At 61.1% G+C, this 22707-nt stretch carries 23 protein-coding genes; 8 read left to right on the top strand and 15 right to left on the bottom strand.

Features of this window, described 5'->3' with window-relative positions; genetic code table 11:
* Window positions 1–95: 95 nt before the first annotated feature.
* The 3 genes from HRH33_RS25630 to HRH33_RS25640 all read right to left on the bottom strand — a co-directional run bounded on the left by HRH33_RS25630 (window position 96) and on the right by HRH33_RS25640 (window position 2648).
* Window positions 96–929: a thymidylate synthase gene (locus HRH33_RS25630; RefSeq protein WP_034101322.1), complete on the bottom strand. Its 834-nt coding sequence runs from the start codon at window positions 927–929 to the stop codon at window positions 96–98.
* Window positions 930–987: 58 nt separating this feature from the next.
* A complete protein-coding gene (lgt, locus tag HRH33_RS25635; protein WP_034101323.1) occupies window positions 988–1800 on the bottom strand; it encodes a prolipoprotein diacylglyceryl transferase in 813 nt (270 codons plus the stop codon).
* 65 nt (window positions 1801–1865) lie between these two features.
* Window positions 1866–2648 (bottom strand): sulfite exporter TauE/SafE family protein, encoded by a 783-nt coding sequence (locus HRH33_RS25640; RefSeq protein ID WP_034101324.1) that lies wholly within the window; start codon window positions 2646–2648, stop codon window positions 1866–1868.
* Between the two features lie 120 nt (window positions 2649–2768).
* Between HRH33_RS25640 and HRH33_RS25645 the strand changes: the two genes are divergently transcribed.
* The gene (locus HRH33_RS25645) at window positions 2769–3515 is read left to right on the top strand and encodes an NRDE family protein (protein ID WP_167417023.1); all 747 of its coding nucleotides are present in this window, start codon (window positions 2769–2771) and stop codon (window positions 3513–3515) included.
* A gap of 63 nt (window positions 3516–3578) precedes the next feature.
* On the opposite strand, the gene ptsP is transcribed toward HRH33_RS25645, so the two are convergent.
* Both ptsP and HRH33_RS25655 read right to left on the bottom strand, forming a co-directional pair.
* On the bottom strand, window positions 3579–5858 hold the full coding sequence (gene ptsP / locus HRH33_RS25650; RefSeq protein ID WP_034139705.1) for a phosphoenolpyruvate--protein phosphotransferase: 2280 nt from the start codon (window positions 5856–5858) through the stop codon (window positions 3579–3581).
* Between the two features lie 22 nt (window positions 5859–5880).
* The gene (locus HRH33_RS25655; protein WP_003176750.1) at window positions 5881–6360 is read right to left on the bottom strand and encodes an RNA pyrophosphohydrolase; all 480 of its coding nucleotides are present in this window, start codon (window positions 6358–6360) and stop codon (window positions 5881–5883) included.
* Window positions 6361–6503: 143 nt separating this feature from the next.
* Between HRH33_RS25655 and HRH33_RS25660 the strand changes: the two genes are divergently transcribed.
* Window positions 6504–7160 (top strand): histidinol-phosphatase, encoded by a 657-nt coding sequence (locus HRH33_RS25660; protein WP_034101327.1) that lies wholly within the window; start codon window positions 6504–6506, stop codon window positions 7158–7160.
* An 89-nt stretch (window positions 7161–7249) separates the two neighbouring features.
* Here the strand turns inward: HRH33_RS25660 and HRH33_RS25665 are convergent, their stop codons facing one another.
* Entirely contained in the window at window positions 7250–7663 is a 414-nt protein-coding gene (locus tag HRH33_RS25665; protein ID WP_167417022.1) for a DUF2269 family protein, read from the bottom strand.
* Window positions 7664–7703: 40 nt separating this feature from the next.
* Entirely contained in the window at window positions 7704–9218 is a 1515-nt protein-coding gene (ilvA, locus tag HRH33_RS25670; protein WP_034101330.1) for a threonine ammonia-lyase, biosynthetic, read from the bottom strand.
* Window positions 9219–9355: 137 nt separating this feature from the next.
* Here ilvA and rpiA point away from each other — a divergent pair, with 137 nt between their 5' ends.
* On the top strand, window positions 9356–10027 hold the full coding sequence (gene rpiA, locus HRH33_RS25675; protein WP_094064329.1) for a ribose-5-phosphate isomerase RpiA: 672 nt from the start codon (window positions 9356–9358) through the stop codon (window positions 10025–10027).
* A 265-nt stretch (window positions 10028–10292) separates the two neighbouring features.
* Window positions 10293–12239, top strand: coding sequence for an autotransporter domain-containing protein (locus HRH33_RS25680; protein ID WP_034101334.1), 1947 nt, complete (start codon window positions 10293–10295; stop codon window positions 12237–12239).
* Here the strand turns inward: HRH33_RS25680 and HRH33_RS25685 are convergent, their stop codons facing one another.
* From HRH33_RS25685 to HRH33_RS25700, 4 genes are all read right to left on the bottom strand, one after another.
* Window positions 12240–13148 (bottom strand): SdiA-regulated domain-containing protein, encoded by a 909-nt coding sequence (locus HRH33_RS25685; protein WP_167417021.1) that lies wholly within the window; start codon window positions 13146–13148, stop codon window positions 12240–12242.
* Between the two features lie 120 nt (window positions 13149–13268).
* On the bottom strand, window positions 13269–14195 hold the full coding sequence (locus HRH33_RS25690) for an SdiA-regulated domain-containing protein (protein WP_034139710.1): 927 nt from the start codon (window positions 14193–14195) through the stop codon (window positions 13269–13271).
* A 168-nt stretch (window positions 14196–14363) separates the two neighbouring features.
* Complete coding sequence (locus tag HRH33_RS25695; protein WP_167417020.1) at window positions 14364–15029, bottom strand: fumarylacetoacetate hydrolase family protein; 666 nt, start codon at window positions 15027–15029, stop codon at window positions 14364–14366.
* 23 nt (window positions 15030–15052) lie between these two features.
* Complete coding sequence (locus tag HRH33_RS25700) at window positions 15053–16447, bottom strand: FAD-binding oxidoreductase (protein WP_034101339.1); 1395 nt, start codon at window positions 16445–16447, stop codon at window positions 15053–15055.
* A gap of 204 nt (window positions 16448–16651) precedes the next feature.
* On the opposite strand from HRH33_RS25700, the gene serA reads away from it, so the two are divergent.
* The gene (gene serA, locus HRH33_RS25705) at window positions 16652–17881 is read left to right on the top strand and encodes a phosphoglycerate dehydrogenase (protein WP_034101340.1); all 1230 of its coding nucleotides are present in this window, start codon (window positions 16652–16654) and stop codon (window positions 17879–17881) included.
* A 67-nt stretch (window positions 17882–17948) separates the two neighbouring features.
* Here serA and HRH33_RS25710 read toward each other — a convergent pair whose 3' ends face one another.
* Complete coding sequence (locus HRH33_RS25710; RefSeq protein WP_034139712.1) at window positions 17949–18389, bottom strand: DUF4399 domain-containing protein; 441 nt, start codon at window positions 18387–18389, stop codon at window positions 17949–17951.
* 134 nt (window positions 18390–18523) lie between these two features.
* Between HRH33_RS25710 and HRH33_RS25715 the strand changes: the two genes are divergently transcribed.
* Window positions 18524–19003 carry a transporter substrate-binding domain-containing protein gene (locus HRH33_RS25715; protein ID WP_034101343.1) on the top strand — a complete coding sequence of 160 codons (480 nt, stop codon included), beginning with the start codon at window positions 18524–18526 and terminating at the stop codon, window positions 19001–19003.
* 36 nt (window positions 19004–19039) lie between these two features.
* Here HRH33_RS25715 and HRH33_RS25720 read toward each other — a convergent pair whose 3' ends face one another.
* Window positions 19040–19534, bottom strand: coding sequence for a 2-thiouracil desulfurase family protein (locus HRH33_RS25720; protein WP_040266921.1), 495 nt, complete (start codon window positions 19532–19534; stop codon window positions 19040–19042).
* A 2-nt stretch (window positions 19535–19536) separates the two neighbouring features.
* On the bottom strand, window positions 19537–20169 hold the full coding sequence (locus tag HRH33_RS25725; protein ID WP_047881737.1) for a 2OG-Fe(II) oxygenase: 633 nt from the start codon (window positions 20167–20169) through the stop codon (window positions 19537–19539).
* Window positions 20170–20301: 132 nt separating this feature from the next.
* Here HRH33_RS25725 and HRH33_RS25730 point away from each other — a divergent pair, with 132 nt between their 5' ends.
* On the top strand, window positions 20302–21054 hold the full coding sequence (locus tag HRH33_RS25730; RefSeq protein WP_034101347.1) for a DUF2059 domain-containing protein: 753 nt from the start codon (window positions 20302–20304) through the stop codon (window positions 21052–21054).
* Between the two features lie 41 nt (window positions 21055–21095).
* Here HRH33_RS25730 and bipL read toward each other — a convergent pair whose 3' ends face one another.
* Window positions 21096–22037, bottom strand: a complete 942-nt coding sequence (gene bipL, locus HRH33_RS25735; RefSeq protein ID WP_167417019.1) for a phospholipase BipL — start codon at window positions 22035–22037, stop codon at window positions 21096–21098.
* Window positions 22038–22127: 90 nt separating this feature from the next.
* Here bipL and HRH33_RS25740 point away from each other — a divergent pair, with 90 nt between their 5' ends.
* Window positions 22128–22703 carry a DUF6436 domain-containing protein gene (locus tag HRH33_RS25740; protein ID WP_034101350.1) on the top strand — a complete coding sequence of 192 codons (576 nt, stop codon included), beginning with the start codon at window positions 22128–22130 and terminating at the stop codon, window positions 22701–22703.
* Window positions 22704–22707: the final 4 nt, after the last annotated feature.

Consider the following 22707-nt stretch of genomic DNA (forward strand, 5'->3'; position numbering starts at 1 on the left):
AATTTCAGCTGACCCACCGCAATCGGGGGCAAGCCCCCTCCCACATTTAACAGCGTCAGGCTCTAACCCTCTCCCACTTCGGACAGCGTCAGGCTCTAGATAGCGACATCGGCCTTGATGCTCGGATCGGCGTCGTAACCCACGATCTCGAAGTCTTCGAACTTGTAGTCGTAGATCGACGCAGGTTTACGCTTGATCACCAATTCCGGCAGCTTCTTAGGCGTGCGCGCCAGCTGGGTCTGGATCTGTTCCATATGGTTGCTGTAAGCGTGGGTGTCGCCGGTGGTGACGATGATCTCGTGGGGGATCAGGTCGCACTGTTGAGCCAGCATATGGGTCAGCAACGCCAGGGCGGCGGTGTTGTACGGCAAGCCGAGGAACACATCGGAGCTGCGGATATACAACTGCATCGACAGGTGACCGTCATGCACGAACGCCTGATACAGCAGATGGCACGGCGGCAGGGCTTGTTTGCCGTTGCGCGCGTTTTCCTGGGGGCTCTTGGTTTCGTCGGGCAGGTACTCGACGTTCCAGCCGTGGAACAGGATGCGGCGGCTGTTGGGGTTGGTCTTGAGGGTGTGAACCATATAGTCGATCTGATTGATCGTGCCGCCGTCCTTGGTCGGCCAGGCGGTCCATTGCTCGCCGTAGACCGGGCCCAGGTCGCCGTCTTCGGTGGCCCATTCGTCCCAGATGCGCACGCCGTTTTCATTGAGCCATTTGATGTTGGTGTTGCCGCTCAACATCCAGATCAACTCGTTGGCGATGCTTTTGAAGTGCAGCTTCTTGGTGGTCAGCAGCGGGAAGCCGTCGGCCAGGTTGTGCCGATACTGGCGAGCGAACACGGCCTTGGTGCCGGTGCCGGTGCGGTCGCCCTTGGTCAGGCCATTGGTCACGACGTCGTGCAGCAGTTCGAGATATTGCTTCATGTGGATACCCGTTTCGTTGAAGCCTGGGCCCATCGCGGCTGGGCCCAGGCGTTCGAATTTAAAGCGCGGTGTTCTTCAGCGGCTGCGGGCGATTGTACGCCCACCACAGCAGGCCCAGGCCGACCAGGATCATCGGCAGGCTGAGGATCTGGCCCATGGTCAGCCAGCCCCACGCCAGGTAACCCAGCTGCGCATCCGGCACCCGTACGAATTCGACGATAAACCGGAAGATCCCGTAGAACAGCGCGAACATGCCGGACACGGCCATGGTCGGGCGCGGTTTGCGCGAGAAGATATACAGAATCAGGAACAGTGCCACACCTTCCAAGGCGAACTGGTACAGCTGCGACGGATGGCGCGGTAACTGGGCCGGGTCGCTGAACGGCGGGAATACCATGGCCCACGGCACGTCGGTCGGCTTGCCCCACAACTCGGCGTTGATAAAGTTACCGATGCGCCCGGCGCCCAGGCCGATCGGCACCAGCGGCGCGACAAAGTCCATCAATTGGAAGAACGACTTGCCGTTGCGCCGACCGAACCACCAGGCCGCGATCATCACGCCGATAAAGCCGCCGTGGAACGCCATGCCGCCCTTCCACACTTCGAAAATCAGCATCGGGTTGGCGATATACGCCGACAGGTCGTAAAACAGCACATACCCCAGGCGTCCGCCGACGATCACCCCCATCGACAACCAGAACACCATGTCGGAGAGTTTCTCCTTGGTCCAGGTTGGGTCGAAACGGTTCAGGCGCCGAGACGCCAGCAGCCACGCGCCGCCGATGCCGATCAGGTACATCAACCCGTACCAGTGGATTTTCAGCGGACCGATGGCCAGGGCCACCGGGTCGATCTGCGGGTAAGGCAGCATTGCGACTCCTCGTTAAATCATTCGTTATGGCGTCCGGACCATGCCCGGGCGCGATTAAGCCTTCGTTACAGCAAAAAATTCAAACCGACGCACAATAGCAATCCGGCAAACAGCCGCTTGAGCAGGCGGGGCGACAGCCGGTGCGCCAGGCGTGCACCGAAGCGCGCGAACACCATGCTGGTCAGGGCAATGCCCAGCAGGGCCGGCAAATACACGAACCCCAGACTATGAGCGGGCAACAGCGGGTCATGCCAGCCCAGAATCATGAAACTTAATGCACTGGCCAGCGCAATCGGCAGGCCGCAGGCCGACGACGTCGCCACTGCCTGCTGCATCGGCACGCTGCGCCAGGTCAGGAATGGCACGGTCAGCGAGCCGCCGCCAATCCCGAAAATCGCCGAGGCCCAGCCGATCACGGTGCCGGCCAGGGTCAGACCGACCTTGCCCGGCACCGTTCGACTGGCCTTCGGCTTGACGTCCAGGCCCAGTTGCAGCGCCACCAGCAGGGCAAATACGCCAATGATCTTCTGCAAGTGCGGCCCGGAAATCGCTTCGGCGGTCAGCGCGCCAAAACCGGCGCCGATCAGAATGCCGACGGTCATCCACACAAAGATCGGCCAGCGCACCGCGCCACGCCGATGGTGCTCGCGCACGGCATTTACCGAGGTAAAGATGATAGTCGCCAGGGACGTCCCCACCGCCAAGTGCGTCAGTACCTGCGGGTCGAAGCCCTGCAAGGTGAAGCTGAACACCAGCACCGGCACGATGATGATCCCGCCGCCCACACCGAACAGCCCGGCGAGCACGCCCGCACAGGCGCCAAGCACCAGATACAGCAGAAATTCCATGGGAGCCCCCGAAACAAGTCCGGCATGTTAACGGATGGAAGGCATGCGACCCAACTGGAGACGATGGAACGCTTCTGCTTGAGTGAGTAGAGTGGCAAAAAACACAAAAGGGATCGCCTGATGTGCTTGATCGTTTTCGCCTGGCGGCCGGGTCATGCCCAGCCGCTGATCGTCGCGGCCAACCGCGATGAGTTCTACGCCCGCCCTACGCTGCCGCTGGCCCAGTGGCCGGATGCGCCTCACGTGTATGCCGGCCGCGATCAGGAAGCCGGCGGCACCTGGCTGGGGGTGAGTGCCGATGGGCGGTTTGCGGCACTGACCAATATCCGCGATCCGCACCAGCCGCCGGCGCGTAAGTCCCGCGGCGAGCTGGTGGCGCGGTTTCTCAGTGGTTCGCTGCCGATTGACCAGTATTTGGCCGAAGTAAATGGCCGATCCATCGAATATGCCGGCTTCAACCTGCTGGTGGGGACGCGGGAAGAGATGTGGCATTACAACGCCAATCACACCGAGCCTGCCCGATTGGAGGCGGGAGTGTATGGGTTGTCCAATGCCGGGTTGGATACGCCGTGGCCGAAGCTGCTCAAGGCCAAGGCAGCGTTAAGCCAGGCGCTGGATAATCCGCACCCGCATACCTTGCTGGCGTTGTTGAGTGACCCGCAGACCGCACCGTTCGCCGAGTTGCCGGATACCGGCGTGGGGCTGGCGACTGAAAGCCTGTTGTCGAGCGTGTTTATCGCCAGTCCTACTTATGGGACCCGAGCCAGCACAGCATTGATCGTGAATGCCGACGGCACACGGTGGATGGTGGAGCGTAGTTTCGGGCCCAAGGGCGGGCGGCTGGGCGAAGTGGAGATCAATCTCTAGCCACACCACAACGCCGATGTGGGAGGGAGCAAGCCCCTCTCACAATTCTGATTGGTGTCAGCGTTATAGGGTTTTCGCCGAAGCCGGATTGATCATCCGCGTCAGCCCCAGATTTTTCAGGGCCAATTGCAGCGAGCTGTGGATAACTTGCGGGTTGTCGATGGTCATCACCTGCGCCAACAGATCCTTGGCCATGCTCAGGTTGACCTGGCGCAGCAGCCACTTCACTTTCGGCAGGTTGGTGGCGTTCATCGACAAGCTGTCAAAACCCATCGCCATCAACAACACCGCCGCCGCCGGGTCGCCGGCCATTTCGCCGCAGATACTCACCGGTTTGCCTTCGGCATGGGCGTCGCGAACCACATGTTGCAGGGCTTGCAGCACGGCCGGGTGCAGGTAGTCGTATAGGTCGGCAACCCGAGGGTTGTTGCGGTCCACGGCCAGCAAATACTGAGTCAGGTCGTTGGAACCTACCGACAGGAAGTCCACCTGCCGCGCCAGCTCCTTGGCCTGGTACACAGCTGCCGGGATTTCGATCATCACGCCAATCGGCGGCATCGGTACGTCGGCGCCTTCGTCGCGCACTTCACCCCAGGCCCGGTGGATCAGGTGCAACGCTTCTTCCAGCTCATGGGTGCCGGAGATCATCGGCAACAGAATGCGCAGGTTGTTCAGGCCCTCGCTGGCCTTGAGCATGGCGCGGGTCTGCACCAGGAAAATCTCGGGATGGTCGAGGGTCACGCGAATACCGCGCCAGCCGAGGAACGGGTTGTCTTCCTTGATCGGGAAGTACGACAGCGACTTGTCGCCGCCGATATCCAGGCTGCGCATGGTCACCGGCAACGGGTGGAACGCCGCCAACTGCTCACGATAGATCGCCAGCTGTTCCTTCTCGCTCGGGAAACGCTGGTTGATCATGAACGGCACTTCGGTGCGGTACAGCCCCACGCCTTCGGCGCCTCGCTGTTGCGCGCGGGCTACGTCGGCCAGCAAGCCCGTGTTGACCAGCAGCGGCACGCGGTGGCCGTCGAGGGTCACACACGGCAACTCGCGCAGCGAATCGAGCCCCAGCGCCAATTGCTTCTCTTCTTCCACCACCTCGGCATATTGCTTGCGCAGCACTTCGCTGGGGTTGGTAAAGACTTCGCCGCGATGGCCGTCGACGATCATGTCGATGCCGTCGACTTTGGAATACGGCAGGTCCACCAGGCCCATCACCGTCGGAATACCCATGGCCCGAGCCAGGATCGCGACGTGGGAGTTACCCGAACCGAGTACCGACACCAGGCCCACCAGCTTGCCTTCCGGCACTTCGCCGAGCATGGTGGCTGTCAGTTCTTCACTGATCAGGATGGTGTTGTCGGGGTAGACCAGGTTGGTGCTGCGATCTTCCTGCAGGTAGGCCAGCAGACGGCGACCGAGGTCACGCACATCCGAGGCGCGCTCACGCAAGTAGGCGTCGTCCATCATTTCAAAACGGTTGACGTGATCGCTGACCACCTGACGCAACGCGCCCTGGGCCCACTGGCCGGTCTTGATCACGGTCTTGACTTCGTTCCCGAGGGACGCGTCGTCAAGCATCATCTGGTACACCTCGAACAACGCCCGCTCTTCGGGGCGCAACTGGGTGGCCAGCTTGTTCGACAGGTTGCGCATGTCGGCGCGCACGCCTTCGAGGGCGGTCTTGAACAGTTTGATTTCGGCGTCGATGTCGGTGATGGCTTTGTCCGGCACCACATCGAGGTCGGCCGGCGGCAGCATGACCACCGCCGTACCCACAGCAGCACCTGGCGAACCCGGCACGCCGACGAACTTGGCTTCCTGAATACCCTTGCCCTGACGGCCCAGGCCACGGATGGAACCGGTGGCCTCGGCGTGGGCGATAACCCCGGCCAATTGCGCGCTCATGGTCACGAGGAAGGCTTCTTCACCTTCGTCGAACTGGCGGCGTTCTTTCTGTTGAATGACCAGCACGCCGACAACGCGGCGGTGGTGAATGATGGGTGCGCCGAGAAATGAGGCGTAGCGCTCTTCGCCGGTTTCGGCAAAGTAGCGATAACGCGGGTGATCGGCCGCATGTTCAAGGTTCAGGGGTTCTTCACGCGTCCCCACCAAGCCAACCAGACCTTCATTGGGCGCCATGCTGACCTTGCCGATGGAGCGCTTGTTCAAGCCCTCGGTGGCCATCAGCACAAAACGGTTGGTCTCGGGGTCCAGCAGGTAAACCGAGCAGACCTGGCTGCCCATGGCTTCCTTGACGCGCAACACAATAATCCCCAACGCCGCCTTGAGATCCTTGGCGGAGTTAACTTCCTGGACGATCTTGCGCAGCGTATTGAGCATGGCTCGGGGTCGAACTCCGTCGTCAGTCGCGCGCTAAAAGGCGCGGGGCAAGCTCTTTGAGAGCGCGACGATAAACTTCGCGCTTGAATGTCACCACCTGGCCCAGCGGGTACCAATAACTGACCCAACGCCAGCCATCGAACTCCGGTTTACCGGTCAAATCCATCCGCACCCGCTGCTCATTGGAGATCAGGCGCAGGAGAAACCATTTCTGCTTCTGGCCGATGCACAGCGGTTGGCTGTGGGTACGCACCAGGCGTTGCGGCAAACGATAGCGCAACCAGCCACGGGTACAGGCCAGAATTTGCACATCTTCGCGCTCAAGGCCGACTTCTTCGTTCAACTCACGGTACAAGGCGTCTTCAGGGGTTTCGTCGGGGTTGATTCCGCCCTGAGGAAACTGCCAGGCATCTTGGTTGATTCGGCGAGCCCATAGCACCTGTCCGGCATCATTCGTAAGAATAATCCCGACATTTGGACGGAAACCATCGGGGTCGATCACGGCAACAACCTCGCAAACGCATGTCGCCGCATTGTTCCACAAAGCTTGCGCAAGCGGCAACGAGGCTTCTTAGCTTATGTGCACTCTTGTGAAAAGACCGTATTCTGGACGCCTTTTTACAGACATTTCAGCGAGTAACTGCAATGCGCCTGGCTTTATTCGACTTGGACAACACCCTTCTCGGCGGTGACAGCGACCACGCCTGGGGCGATTACCTGTGTGAACGCGGGATTCTCGACCCGGTGGCCTACAAGGCTCGCAACGACGAGTTCTACCAGGATTACCTGGCCGGCCAACTGGACAATGCCGCTTACCTGAACTTCTGCCTGGAAATCCTCGGCCGCACCGAGATGGCCCAGCTGGACGCCTGGCATAACGACTACATGCGCGACTGCATCGAACCGATCATGCTGCCACGCGCCTCAGAACTGCTGGCCAAGCACCGCGACGCCGGCGATAAGCTGGTGATCATCACCGCCACCAACCGTTTCGTCACGGCGCCGATTGCCGCACGCCTGGGCGTGGACACCCTGATCGCCACTGAATGCGAGATGGAAAACGGCCGCTATACCGGACGCAGCACGGATGTGCCGTGTTTCCGTGAAGGCAAGGTGACGCGTTTGAATCGTTGGCTGGAAGAGACCGGGCATAGCCTGGAAGACAGTTACTTCTATAGCGACTCGATGAACGACTTGCCGCTGTTGGAGCAGGTGGCGAACCCGGTGGCGGTCGACCCGGACCCGAATTTGCGCGCCGAAGCCGAGAAGCGGGGTTGGCCGGTGATTACCCTGCGTAGCTGATAGCGCTATCGGGGCAAGCCCCCTCCCACAAGGACTCGGTTAAATGTGGGAGGGGCTTGCCCCCGATACAGGCGACACGATCCAACGGGTTAAACCGGCTTGGCCCCCATCAACCCGGCAATCGCCACAAACCCCACCAGGCTGACCACCGCTAGCACCAAAGTGAAATTCAGGCTACCGCCCTCGCCCTTGCGCAACCGGTTGAGCCGCGCTACCAGCCAGAACCAGGCCAGCGCCGCCACGGTGTAGAGCAGGCTGGAGCCCAGAATCCAGGTCTGCCCCAACGGCCAGCCCACCAGGTGCACCAGCCACCAGCCGGTAAACGGCATGCTGAGCAGACAAACCCCCATCAGCAACCATACGAACGCCCAAGGGCGCTGCACGACCACCGCCGGACCGACGCTGCGTTTGCGCCATGCCAGCAGCGCCAGGCCCAGGCCGCAGAGCAGCAACACCGCAGTGGCCGCAATGTGGATAACTTTGAGGGTGATCAGGGTTTGCATGTGTCTATTCCTTAAAGGCCGCCCCAATCAGCGTAGTCGCTCAACCGAGGAACAGTTTGTAGGCCGGGTTATCGCTTTCGTCCCAGTACGGGTAACCGATTTCCGCCAGGGCCGCCGGTACCAGGTGACGTTCGTTCGCCGGCACTTGCAGGCCGGCGACCACACGGCCATCCGCCGCGCCGTGGTTGCGATAGTGGAACATTGAGATGTTCCAGCGCCCGCCCAATTTGTTAAGAAAGTTGAACAAGGCCCCCGGCCGCTCCGGAAACTCGAAGCGCAACACCACTTCATCGCTCACCTTGGCCGCATGCCCACCGACCATATGGCGGATGTGCAACTTGGCCAATTCGTTCTCGGTCAGGTCCAGCACCGGAAAACCCTGCTGGGTGAGGCTGGCGATCAAGGCGCTGCGCGGGTCGCTTTCCGGATGCGTCTGCACACCGACGAAAATGTGCGCTTCGCTGCCGGTGTGATAGCGGTAGTTGAACTCGGTAATCTGGCGTTTGCCCACCGCCTCGCAGAACGCCTTGAAGCTGCCAGGCTTCTCGGGAATGGTCACGGCGATGATCGCTTCGCGGCCTTCACCCAGCTCGGCGCGCTCGGCCACATGGCGCAGCCGGTCGAAGTTGACGTTGGCGCCGGAATCGATAGCCACCAGGGTTTGCCCGCTGACGCCTCGGGTTTCCACGTATTTCTTGATGCCCGCCACGCCCAGCGCCCCCGCCGGCTCGGTGATGGAACGGGTGTCGTCGTAGATGTCCTTGATCGCCGCGCAGATTTCGTCGGTGCTGACGGTGATCACTTCATCCACGTAGTCCTTGCAGATGTCGAACGTGTGCTGACCGATCTGCGCCACCGCCACGCCATCGGCAAACAGGCCCACGGTCGGCAACACCACGCGCTCGCCCGCTGCCATCGCGGCTTGCAGGCAGTTGGAGTCATCCGGCTCGACACCGATGATCTTGATTTCCGGGCGCAGGTATTTCACGTATGCCGCAATACCCGCGATCAGGCCACCACCGCCCACCGGTACGAAGATCGCGTCCAGCGGCCCTGGGTGCTGGCGCAGAATCTCCATCGCCACGGTGCCCTGCCCGGCAATGGTGTGCGGATCGTCGTAGGGGTGAATGTAGACGTAGCCTTTTTCGTCGACCAGCTTGAGCGAATAGGCCAGGGCTTCCGGGAACGAATCGCCGTGCAGCACCACTTTGCCACCACGGGAGCGCACGCCTTCGACCTTGATCTCGGGGGTGGTCTTGGGCATCACGATAGTGGCCTTGACCCCCAGCACCTTGGCCGCCAGGGCCAGGCCCTGGGCGTGGTTGCCCGCCGAGGCGGTGACCACACCGCGCGCACGTTCTTCGGCGCTCAGTTGGGTCAGCTTGTTGTAGGCGCCGCGAATCTTGAACGAGAACACCGGCTGCAGGTCTTCCCGCTTGAGCCAGACCTTGTTGCCCAAGCGCTCGGAGAGCTGGCGGGCGGTCTGCAACGGGGTTTCTACGGCAACGTCGTAGACGCGCGAGGTGAGGATCTTTTTGACGTACTGTTCAAGCATCGGAAAGCATCACTGGGCGGGTTGGGCAGGGCCAAGGAGTCTAACCCGGCTTTTAGCCATACGACCACACGAATCCCGAGGTTTTGTTGGGGTATACTCGCCGCCCTCGATAACTCCCCGCCCGTTCCGGAGCCCGCATGACCCAGGATCAACTCAAACAGGCCGTGGCCCAGGCCGCCGTCGATTTAATCCTTCCCAAACTCGACGACAAGAGCATCGTCGGCGTCGGCACCGGCTCCACCGCCAACTGCTTTATCGATGCGCTGGCCCTGCACAAGGGCGCGTTCGACGGCGCCGTGGCCAGCTCCGAAGCCACCGCCGCGCGCCTCAAGGGCCACGGCATTCCGGTGTATGAGCTCAACACCGTTAGCGACCTGGAGTTCTACGTCGATGGCGCCGATGAAAGCGACGAACACCTGCACCTGATCAAAGGCGGCGGCGCAGCCCTGACCCGCGAGAAGATCGTCGCGGCCGTGGCCAAGACCTTCATCTGCATCGCCGATGCCAGCAAACTGGTGCCGGTGCTCGGTACATTCCCACTGCCGGTGGAAGTCATCCCCATGGCCCGCAGCCACGTAGCCCGGGAATTGGTGAAGCTGGGCGGCGACCCGGTGTACCGCGAAGGCGTGTTGACCGACAACGGCAACATCATCCTCGATGTGTTCAACATGCAGATCACCAACCCGGTCGAACTGGAAACCCGGATCAACGCCATCGTCGGCGTGGTCACCAACGGCCTGTTCGCCGCGCGGCCGGCGGATGTGTTGCTGCTGGGCACGCCTGAAGGCGTGAAAACCCTCAAGGCTTAAGCACAGGTTGACTGTGGGACGGAGCCAGCCTCCTCCCACAGCCCCTGTCCATGTAACAAAAACGCTACCTTTCGCAGCACCCCTCTCCAAAATCGTGCGCCAAATCACGACATTCAATGCCGTCGCTGGTATCAAATCCGTTACAACTTACAACCACGCGACCCCGCCGTTTAACAATGCGCCAATTCACAATCGCCCAGGGAATGAGGCGCACATTGTGCAAAGGGTCTCGGCTCAACAACTCCGTCACTTCAAGGAAGACCCTGTGATAAAGCCCCTCGCCTTCGCGATCGGCGCGACCTGCGCCCTGGTGTCCCTGCAAGCCTCAGCCTACGAATACGGCGAGCACGCCAACACCACCCTGGAAAAGCTGATCAACGACTACCCCGGCCGGTATCGTGGCACGGCCAATTTCGCCGGCGCGGCCGACTGGATGCAAAGCCAGATGGGCACGGCCTACACCATCAGCCGTCAGGACTTCACCTGGAACAACGGCAGCCGCGCCTCGCAGAACGTAGTGGCCTACGCCGCCGGCACTCGGCCGCAGTACGTGGTAATTGGCGCGCATTTCGACACTTACTTTGGCCGCCCTACCCTGCAAGGCCTGGATGACAACGGTTCCGGCGCCAGTGTGCTGACCGAAGTGGCGAAGAACCTGGGCGGTCTGCAGCTGGAAAACGGGCTGCAGGTTGTCGGTTTCGGCGCGGAAGAAGAAGGCTTGCGCGGCTCCCGGGCGTTCGTCGACTCGCTGAGCGCCAGCCAGCGCGCGAATATGCTGGCGATGATCAACCTCGACAGCCTGATCACCGGCGACATGATGTACGCCCACGCCGGCCAGAACAGCACCGCCAACCCCGCACTGGCGGCATTGCGCGAACACACCTTCCAGATCGCCAAGGAATTGAATATTCCTTTGTTCACCAACCCCGGCCTCGACCCGCAATACCCCACAGGCACAGGTTGCTGCAGCGACGGCGAAGCATTCGAAGCGCTGAACATACCAATTCTCTATATAGAGGCCACTAACTGGGAACTGGGCGACCTGGACGGCTATACCCAGACCAATAACCCGAAAATCCCCGGCGGCTCGACCTGGCACGACCCTGCCGAAGACAACAAAGCAGTACTCACCGATGCCTTCGGCCAAGCGCGCATTGACCAGCGCCTGCGCGACTATTCGCGCCTGCTCAGCCGCTTGGTGCTGGAGCTGACCAACGCTGACCTGCTGGCCTCAACCGCTTCCGGCGGCGCCGTCGCGCGCAATATGCAGGACAACCTGCAGCGCCAGCACCAAGCGATGGTGCGCCTGCACGATCGCCGCTGGCTGACCTTGCAATCGGCCAGCCGCGAGGTAGGCAGCTTTGACGGCGAGATTGGCGTGGACGGCGAATACAACCCCGACAGTGGCTTCGACACGGCGCCCAACCCAGAGGCCCGGCGCGTGGGCCTGCACGCCCTGGGCGATTACCAACTCAGCGCGAGCCTGAACATCGGCGCCAGCCTCAGTTACCTCAACGGCCGCGACAAACTGGAGCACCGCGGCAAACTCGACAGCGACACCTGGCAAGCTGCCGCCTATGCGCTGCTTAACGATGGCGGGCCGAGCTGGCTGGCCGGCGACCTGAGCATCGGCCACAGCCGCTTCGATAGCCGGCGCAACCTGCTGATCCAGGCCAATGGCGGGCCGATCCTGCTCAATCAACAGCTGACCGGCAGCACTGACGCATTGACGCTCGGCGCGCGGGTGCTGGGCGGCTACGACTTTGACCTCGGCGCAATCAAGAGCGGCCCGTTCGCCGGCCTGGACTACAGCCACTCACGCATCGATAAATTCCACGAGAAACAAAACCTGCGCACCGCCCTTGAGTACGAGGAACAATCCTTCGACTCCCTGGAAGCCAGCCTTGGTTGGCGAGTACGCGGTACCGTGGCACTGCCTCATGGCCTAAGCCTGATGCCCTACGGCGACATTGCCTGGGTTGAGGAATTGGCCGACGGCCGCCTGGACGATCTGCAATTGACCGCCCGCGCCGATGGCCAGGCGCGTACCGCGCGACTCGGCGCTGTGGATAAGCATTTTGGTCGCGCCCAACTGGGCAGCCAGTTGGCGATTACCCCACAGCTGGGGGTGTATGCCGAGGTCAATAGCCGCCTGGGCCATACCGAAGGCAGCCAGACCGGCTATTCACTGGGTGTGCAATGGATGTTCTGATCAGGGCTTTTTGAATACGTAGAACAGGTTCGGCTCGCTGACCAGGTACAGCGCGCCATCGTCATCCATGGCAATGCCTTCGGCCTGGGGCACGCGTTTTTTCAAACCTTGGCGCCCGTTAAGCAGAGACAGACTGCTCAACGGGCGACCGTCGATGTCCAGCTCCAGCACCAGAAACGACTCATCCGACAGCGCCAGTAAATGGCCGCTGCGCTCGTCGTATTGCAGGCTCGACAGGTCGCGCACAAACAGCCCGGCGTCACGCTTGGGGTTGTTGATCACATGCACCGAGTAGGTTTTTTCCGGCTTGAAATGAGGAAAGCCGTGCACCTCGTAGATCAGCATCGGGTCGCGCTCCTTAGCGACGAACAGACGCTTGCCCACCGAATCGTAGGCCAAACCCTCAAAGCCCTTGTTGCCGCCGACATGCACGCCCAAGGTCATTTGTTCAGCGTCGGCCGCGTCGAGGAATTCGGTGTCATCGTCCACATGCACTTTGATCAGCCGTTGCTGGCGCTCATCGCTGATAACGTAGATGTTCTCGCTGATGAACTCCACGGCCTCGGCATCGCCAAACCCGACCAGGGGAATACGCCGCAGGATCTTGCCCTCCAGGGACAGCTCGATCAGCTCGGCGTTTTTATTGGTCACGGTAAACAGGCTTTTGCGGATCGGATCGTAGGTGAGGGCTGACACGTCGTCGTCCAACCCCTCAATCACCTGCGCCTCCAGCACCACGCGGTAATCCGCCAGGCCAATGGATTGCTCATTGGTAGGCTGGCGCCACGCCTGCCAGTTGAACCAGGCGCGCTCAAAGAGACGGAAGTACTGCGCAACAGCGACGGCGCTGATCACGATGACCAGCGCAAGCATCAAAAGAATAGGTTTGGGGCGGGCAAGTCGACGCATTGGGCGAGCTCAAAGTCAAAAGTGGCGAATAAATATCACGCCGGTCTGAATTTAAACTTAAACGCGCCCCACTGTCTGGCGAATGCCGTTGAAAGAGAAATGTCCGACGTATTTCGTCAGCTACTTCTGCTTTTCGAAACGATAGAACAGGTTCGGCTCGCTCACCACGTACAGGTTGCCATCCTCGTCCATGGTCACCCCTTCGGCCCGCGGAATCGTGTCCTTGAGGCCATTGAAGCCACCGAGCAAGGTCATGAAGCTGACCTGATCGCCCTTTTCATCCAACTCCAGCAACAAGTGAGAGTCGGCCGATAACACCAGTAGATGGCCCGTGCGTGGGTCGACGGCCAGGGCCGAGAGGTTGCGCATGTCCAACTCTTTGCTGGCCAGCTTTTGTTTATCGCCAGTCAGGCTCTGGCTGCCGTCGCTTTTCCAGGTGAACAATGCCGGCGGACGCTCCTCACCGAGCACCAGTTGCTGAGTGCGCTTGTCCCAAGTCACGGCCTCAAACGCTTTGTTCTGGTCCTTGGAGGGGCCCAGGTCGTAACTGGTGAAGTCGGCTTTGTTCAACTGCTGGGTCGTGGCATCGACCTTGACGATGGTCAGCGTGTGTTGACGTTCATCGACCACCGCCATCAGGCCGTTTTCCAGCATCGCGACGCCTTCCGGATTACTCCAGCCGTTGAGCGGCATCTTGCGTAGCACGTCGCCTTGCAGGTTCAGCTCCACAAGAAACGGGTTTTTGCCCATGACAGAGAACAGGGTCTTGGTCTGTGGGTTATAGGTGAGGTCCGACGCTTCGTCTTTTTCCATGCCCGGCAGCACCTTGGCATCGATCACCGCCTGATAGTCCGGCAGCCAGACACTTTCCTTGCGCTCGGCAGCGCTTTCAAATCGCTCCAGCACCCACAGCACGCCTCGATCGTCCCAATGCATGGCCCACGCCACGCCATACACCACCGCCCCGACCAGAAACAGCCAGGAATACCAGCGCAGGGCAAAGCGGGAGCGGGGCTTGGATGATGCAGAGGGCAGAGGCACGGCCATTGAGCGCTTTTCCGAGAAGTGATTAGGGGATTAGCACAGGATCAATGGGCTCGCGTGCTGGAGCCTGAAGATTATCCGGATCGCGTGTGAAAAAAATGCAAAAGCCGTGATGTGAGACGTGCTCGCCCCCCTTTTATAGAAGGGGGCAAGCCCCCTCCTACGGCGTGCTTAGCGGACGACGCTTTCGAAGCGACTTACGCCCGGCAATTCCAGCACCAGTTCATCGCCTGCATTCAACGGGCCTACGCCGGCCGGGGTGCCGGTGAGGATCACATCCCCCGCCTGCAGCGAGAAGCAGCCGGCCATGTACTGGATCATCGGAACGATAGGGTTGAGCATCTGCGCGCTGTTACCGTCCTGGCGCACTTCGCCATTGATGGTCAGGCGAATGCCGATGTCGGTCAGGTCCGGGAAGGTGCTGCCGACCACGAAGGGCGCAATCACCGCCGCGCCGTCGAACGACTTGGCGACTTCCCACGGCAGGCCCTTGGCTTTCAGTTCGGCCTGCTTGTCGCGCAGGGTCAGATCCAACGCCGGGGCGAAGCCGGAAATGGCATCCAGCACTTCTTCACGGCTGGGCTCGGCCGACAATGGCTTGCCGATCAACACCGCGATTTCCGCCTCGTAATGCACCGAACCACGCTCTGCGGGAATAGCGAAACCGCCTTCCAACGGCACCACGCAACTGCCCGGCTTGATGAACAGCAAAGGTTCGGTCGGCACCGGGTTATCCAGTTCCTTGGCATGTTCGGCGTAATTGCGCCCAATACACACCACTTTCCCCACAGGAAAATGGATATTGGTGCCGTCGACATACTTGTGCTGGTAGCTCATGAAACGACTCCTTCAGGGGCGGTTTAAACAGCGAAGATCTTGCCGGGGTTCATGATCCCGTTCGGGTCGAACACCGCTTTGACGGCTTTCATGTATTCGATTTCAACTGGCGAACGGCTGTAGGTCAGGTAATCGCGTTTGGTCATGCCCACGCCGTGCTCAGCGGAGATCGACCCGTTGTATTTCTCGACGGTTTCAAAGACCCACTTGTTGACGGTGGCGCACTTGGCGAAGAACTCATCCTTGCTCAGATTTTCCGGCTTGAGGATGTTCAGGTGCAGGTTGCCGTCACCGATGTGGCCGAACCAGACGATTTCGAAGTCCGGGTAGTGTTCGCCGACGATTGCGTCGATTTCCTTCAAGAATGCCGGCACTTTACTGACGGTCACCGAAATATCGTTCTTGTAAGGCGTCCAGTGGGAAATGGTCTCGGAGATGTACTCGCGCAGTTTCCACAGGTTGTGCAATTGGGTTTCGCTTTGGCTCATCACGCCGTCCAGCACCCAGCCCTGCTCGACACAGTGCTCGAAGGTTTCCAGGGCATGGTTGGCGACTTCTTCGGTGGTGGCTTCGAATTCCAGCAGCGCGTAGAACGGGCACTCGGTTTCGAACGGCGCCGGCACATCGCCACGCCCGAGGACTTTGGCCAGGGCCTTGTCGGAGAAGAACTCGAAAGCCGTCAGGTCCAACTTGCCCTGGAAGGCATGCAGCACCGGCATGATCGAGTCGAAATCGGTGGTGCCCAGCACCATGGCGGTGAGGTTCTTCGGTGCACGGTCCAGGCGCATGGTGGCTTCGACCACAAAGCCCAGGGTGCCTTCGGCGCCGATAAACAGCTGGCGCATGTCATAGCCGGTGGCGTTCTTGATCAGGTCGCGGTTCAGCTCCAGCACGTCGCCCTTGCCGGTGACGACTTTGATGCCGGCCACCCAGTTACGGGTCATACCATAGCGAATGACCTTGATCCCGCCGGCATTAGTGCCGATATTGCCGCCAATCTGACTGGAACCGGAGGATGCAAAGTCCACGGGATAGTACAGGCCGTTTTCTTCGGCGACGTTTTGCAACTGCTTGGTGACCACGCCCGGCTGGCACACGGCGGTGCGGTCGGTGAGGTTTACGTCGAGGATCTGGTTCATATAGTCGAAAGACACCACCACCTCGCCATTAGCCGCAACGGCTGCGGCCGACAGCCCCGTACGCCCGCCGGACGGCACCAGCGCCACCTTGCGCTCATTGGCCCAACGCACAACCGCCTGCACCTGCTCGATGGTCTTGGGAAACACGATGGCGGTCGGCGCGGGAGCGAAGTGCTTGGTCCAATCCTTGCCGTAAGCCTCCAGGGAGTCGGCGTCGGTCAGCACTTTGCCGGGCTCAACCAGGGTCTTTAGCTCATCAATCAGGGCAGGATGGGTCATCGACAGAACTCTCGAACAATTCATGGTCATCCTGAGAACGCTTCACGTCGCAGGATAGGTGTTTAGCGGGGCGCATATGCTAGCATACCGCCCCCGCAGGACAGAGCCCAAGGGCGTTTCTGCGGTGACGGCTTTCCTGCCGTCCGGGTCAGCTTAAGTGATCCGACTCCCTGCCATTTTTCTCCGGGATACAGGTTTACGCAGATGAGCAAGACTTCTCTCGATAAGAGCAAGATCAAGTTCCTTCTTCTGGAAGGCGTCCACCCATCGGCTGTCGACGTTCTGAAAGCCGCCGGGTACACCAGCATTGAGTACATCACCAGTTCTCTGCCGGAAGCCCAGCTCAAGGAAAAGATCGCCGACGCGCACTTTATCGGCATTCGCTCACGCACTCAGTTGACCGAAGAGATCTTCGATCACGCCAAGAAACTCGTGGCGGTCGGCTGTTTCTGCATCGGCACCAACCAGGTCGACCTCAACGCCGCACGCGAGCGCGGTATTGCGGTGTTCAACGCACCGTACTCCAACACCCGTTCCGTGGCGGAGCTGGTGTTGGCCGAGGCGATCCTGTTGCTGCGCGGCATCCCGGAGAAGAACGCTTCCTGTCACCGTGGCGGCTGGATCAAAAGCGCGGCCAATTCCTTCGAAATCCGTGGCAAAAAGCTGGGCATCGTCGGTTACGGTTCGATCGGCACGCAGTTGTCGGTGCTGGCTGAAGGCCTGGGCATGCAGGTGTTCTTCTACGACACCCTGACCAAGCTGCCGCTGGGCAACGCCACTCAGGTGTCGAGCCTGACCGAGTTGCTGGGCATGTCCGACATCGTGACCCTGCACGTTCCGGAAACCGCTGAAACCCAGTGGATGATCGGCGAGAAGGAAATCCGCGCCATCAAGAAAGGCGGCATCCTGATCAACGCCGCGCGCGGCACCGTGGTGGAGCTGGACGCCCTGGCCGACGCGATCAAGGACAAGCACCTGATCGGCGCCGCCATCGACGTATTCCCGGTAGAACCTCGCTCCAACGACGACATCTTCGAAAGCCCGCTGCGTGGCCTGGACAACGTGATCCTGACCCCGCACATCGGCGGTTCCACCGCTGAAGCCCAGGCCAACATCGGCCTGGAAGTGGCCGAGAAGCTGGTCAAGTACAGCGACAACGGTACGTCGGTCTCGTCCGTCAACTTCCCGGAAGTGGCCCTGCCGGCTCACCCTGGCAAGCACCGCCTGTTGCACATCCACCAGAACATTCCGGGTGTGATGAGCGAGATCAACAAGGTTTTCGCGGAAAACGGCATCAACATCTCCGGTCAGTTCCTGCAGACCAACGAGAAAGTCGGCTACGTGGTAATCGACGTCGACGCCGAGTACTCGGACCTGGCGCAAGAGAAGCTGCAGCACATCAACGGCACTATCCGTAGCCGCGTGTTGTTCTAAGGCTTTAACCGCTGCACAAAAAATGGGAGACCCGCAGGGGTCTCCCATTTTTTTGTCCGCAGAACGCTTACTTGACGTTAACGGTGATGACTTTCGAGGCGACCGTTGGCTCGAACTGGCGATGCACGTTGTCGCCAGCCACCAGTTGCAAGGTGTGCTTGCCTGGGGCCAGGGTGAGTTCGGTTTCGGTTTGCGCCTTGCCGAAGTGGATCGAGGTGGCGGTGGCCGGGATCGCCTCGTCGGCTTTAAGCGCCGTCACGTCCTGATCGACCAGCAGGTGATGGTGGCCGGCGTTAGGCACTTGCTTATCGATAGGTTCCAGGTCCAGGTTCTTGACGCCGAATTTGACGGTGAAGGTTTTGTCGACGGTCGCGCCATCCTTCGGCGAGACGATAAACACTTCGGCACCTTCAGGCGCCGGCGTACGTGGAAGGTCGGCGGCGCTGGCCAACATCGAGGCACCCAGCAACAGGCTGGCAATCGTTGCACGGGACAAAAGGGCTTTCATTCGCTTCTCCAGTTTTTCTGTGAAATCTGTAGGTTTATGACAACTTCGCGGCAAATTGCTGTCCAAGGCACTCAACACCATAGCAAAGCGATGCTGAACGGCGCCTCGCACATTCGAATTCTCTAGGAGTGACCATGCGCTTTTCGCCTGGCCTGTTACTGCTGCTTCCTCTTCTGAGCCCTTTGGCCCATGCCGAACTGATCGACGATGTGAACGATCGCGGCGAACTGCGCATCGCCCTTGAAGCCACTCACCCGCCGTTCAACTTCAAGGAGGGCGACAAGCTCACCGGCTTTGAAGTGGAGCTGGGCGAGCAACTGGCCAAGGAAATGGATGTGCGCCCGTCCTTCATCACCACCGATGACACTGACTTGCTGCAAGGGGTGGAAAGCGGCAAATACGACGTGGCCATCAACCATATCGCTATGACTGCCGAGCTGCGTGATCGGTTCGATTTCAGCGAGAGCTATAACCAGGCGCCTGACCTGGCGATCCCGTTCCAGAAGGGCAATCCGGCGTTCAAGGCCAGCCTGGACAAAGCCTTGGAGCGGGTGAAGGCGGATGGGCGGTTGAAGGCGCTGTCCCACAAGTGGCTTGAAAGCGACGCCCAGTAACGCCAATGCGCTGGCAGCCCTCTCCCGCCTTTTTGATTAGGTCGGGATTGAAAGCTGAGCCAGCGCGGTGGCAGCCTCGGGCAACTCCAGCTCGCTGAACACCTGCACGCCATGGCGCTTGAGTAGCGCCGCCGTGACCCCTTCGCCGCTGACTTTGACGCCTGTGAACGTACCGTCATAGGTGAGCAGATTGCCGCAGGAGGGGCTATTGGCCTTGAGCACAGCGATACGGATGCCGTGGCGCTGCACCAGCGCCAATGCCTGGCGCGCGCCGTCGAGGAACGCGGCGCTGAAGTCTTCGCCCGCGGCGGTGAGCACCTGGGCCCGGCCTTCCCACACATCGATGCCCTGCCCGCCCGGAATCTCCGCAGACGGGCGCGGCGTCGGCAAGCCGCCCGCGACTTCCGGGCAAACCGCCACTACCCGCCCTTCTGCCTGCCAAGCCGCCAATTGGTCGAACGGCCCACTGGCCCCACCGTCGTAGCGCACCTTATGCCCGAGCAGGCAGCGGCTGATCAGTATCTTGTGCATGCTCAGAACGGCTCGTTGCCCCGCCGACGGAACCAGCCGGTCAGGGACAGCCGTTCGCGCGTGGCGGGCATGACTTCGTGGGGGATGACGCCGGACAGGAACACCACCAGGCAACCGCCGACAGGGGTCACGTCGTATTCGACGTCGTCCTTGAGGTACATGCGCAACTGGCCGCCGTGTTCGGGCAGCCAGGCGTCATTCAGGTAGATCACCGCCGAGACCATGCGCCGGTCATCATCGCGAAAGCGATCCAGATGTTTGAGGTAAAACGCCCCTGGCGGGTACATGGCGAAATGGCTTTCGAAATCTTCCAGGCCGAGGAACAGCCCCCGGTTCATCGCCAGGCGGAGGCTATCCATCACCGCCATGTAGGTGTCGCAGACGGCGGCGTCACCCTCCTCCAGCCATTGGATACGGTCGCCGCGAATACCCTCGCGGATCTCCTGGGCCGGGCCGCGCCCAACCGCCGCGGGCGCCAATTCACCCTCGGCGGCACGTTTACGGCACTCAGCCGCCAGTTCCAGGGTCAGAGCCTGGGGCAGGAAGCCGTTCTGCTGCGACCAACCTTTCTCGGCCAGGTCGTCGACAATACGTTGCAGCAGGGGATGATCGAAGGGTATTTGCATGGCGCGCATAGTATCCATACGCCTGTGAATCCGACAGAGCCGCCGAGCGTCTGAACACAGATTAGTTCATGTGACTGACAGGATTTCTCGACAAATCCTACGCCCCACACGGACAATAGTGGCCGACTGACAGGAGTCCATATGCGTCGTTTGTTTTTTTCCTTGCTGATGTTCTGCGTTTTGCCCGCCTGGGCAGACGGCCATGACCAGTTGTACAAGGTTGCCGGCTGGGCCGAACAACGTGCGCATTTCACCGATGCCCTCGCGGCGGCCCAACAGCGCTACCGCAATAGCCTGCCGCCGGCGGTATATCAGGCACTGGTGGACAACAGCAACCAACGCTTCGCCGCCCAGGCCATGGATCAGCGCGCCGAAGCGCAGTTGCGCAAGCACCTGGCGGACCCGGCACCGGCGCTGGCGTTCTTTCAGTCACCCTTGGGGCGCAAGATCGTCGCCGCCGAATTACTCGCTACCCGCCGCGATCAATTGGCCAAAAACGCCCAGGGCCTGCCGAAGATCCAGGCCGACGCCACCCGCAGCCTGATCATCGGCCACCTGGCCCAAGCCCTGCCCGCCCGTGAGGCCGGCGCAGAGGTCAGCCTGGCGATTGCCGGCGTGGCGGCCGACAGCCTCAGCCAGATGATCCCTGGCCTGCTGGGCGGCGGTCAGGCCCAGGGCATGTTGAATGGCCAACGTGAGCGCTTGATGCAGCAGATCGGTAATGACCTGAACAACACGTTGCTGTACGTCTATCGCGATTTGTCCGACCCGGAGCTGGAAGAATTCGCCACGTTCGCCGAGTCGCCGGAGGGTAAGGCGTATTACCAGGCGGCGCTGGCGGCGATTCGCGCAGGCCTGGCAGTCGGCCAGAGCACCTCAAGCCTGACGCAGTAGAAATGTGGGAGGGGCTTGCCCCCTCCCCCACTTGCACCGCGTTATTTCAGATGGTCCGTCAAATACCGGAAGTACTCTTCGCGAATCTCTGGAATCTCATTGGCCAGGTGATGCCGTCCACGGGACAGCATCAGCACCTCGGGCCGGTCGAACTTGCCGCGCAGCACGTGCAGGTTGTGCTGCCAGTCCACCGTCATGTCTTCCTCCCCCTGCACGATCACCGGCCGCCGCGTGCTGCGCGGGGCGGCCTCGATGCGTTTGATCCAGCGCGCCAGGGCGCCTACCCAGGCGGTGGGCAGTTGCCGCGGCTGCAGCGGATCGGCTTCCAGGAACGGCCGGAAGGCCGGGTCGTTGGAGTTGTCGCTGAACCGCCGCGCAATACCTTTGACGAACGGCCTCAGCAGGTAATAGCTGACCTGGGACCAGCCCCACGCGCGCGGACGCACCAGCGGCGACAGCAGCAGCACTTTGCCTTGCGCCGGGCTCTGGGCGCCGTGATAAAGCAGATGATCCACCACGATCGCGCCGCCGGTGCTTTGCCCGAACAGGTGCCAGGGCTTGGGCGGTTGCAGTGCCTCGGCCTGGGCGAACAGGGCTTGAACCACATCTTGGTACACCGCGAAATCATCGATGCTGGCGCGCGCGCCACTGGACAGGCCATGCCCCGGCAAATCGCAGGCGATCACAACGAAGCCCTGGTCCAGTGCCCAGTCCACTACGTTGCGGTACAGCCCCATGTGGTCGTAGAAGCCGTGAAACAAAAACATCGTCGCCACCGGCACCGGCGGCCACCACACCTGCGCCACCACGTCGAAACCGTCCACCTCAAAGCGCCCCAGGCGACTCACCGCCGGCACTTTGCGCGCGGGCAGGTCCAGCCCGTAAAAACGCTGGTAGACCCGCGCCTCGGCGCTGAGCGGTTGCGCATCCGACAAGGGGCGCAAGCTGTCGCGCAGATGATCCGGGTCAAAGGTGACGGGCATAAAGGATTTCCAGGCTCACAATATCGAGCTGCGATATTCATCTGTCAGGGCAGGCATGGCAAGCTACGCGACCTGCGAGGATAGATCCGAATGCGACAGACCCACCGTACCGCCCTGTTCGCCAGCCTGATCCTGATTATCTGCACCGGCGTGCTGTGGACGGCGTATGACTGGTTTCAGGGCCGCTATCTGCGCGCTTTCAGCGAGCACACGGCGGTTTTTTCCGGCGATGCGCTGCAACTGCCTGCCGAACTCAGCGGCCCAGGCCCGATCCGCCTGGTGCATTTCTGGGACCCGGCGTGCCCGTGCAATGTGATCAACCAGCAACATCTGGGCGAGCTGATCGAGCAGTACGCGTCCAAAGGCGTTGAGTTCTACGCCCTGCAAAAAGCCGGCAGCCATGGCCAATTACCGGACAACCTGCGCCAGATGAAAATCCTCACTGCCCTGCCCGGTGCCGACCAGGTGCCGGCCAGCCCCGCCGTGGGCATCTGGGACCGCAGCGGCAAGCTCGCGTATTTCGGGCCCTACAGCGAGGGCCTGACGTGCAATGCCAACAACAGTTTTATCGAGCCGATCCTGCAAGCGCTCGACGCCGGGCGCGAGGTGAATGCCACGCACACCCTGGCGGTGGGCTGCTATTGTTCGTGGTCAACCGGGCCGTAGGCCG

This window comes from Pseudomonas rhodesiae, from assembly GCF_013285305.1.
In the GTDB taxonomy this organism is placed as follows: Bacteria; Pseudomonadota; Gammaproteobacteria; order Pseudomonadales; family Pseudomonadaceae; genus Aquipseudomonas; species Aquipseudomonas rhodesiae.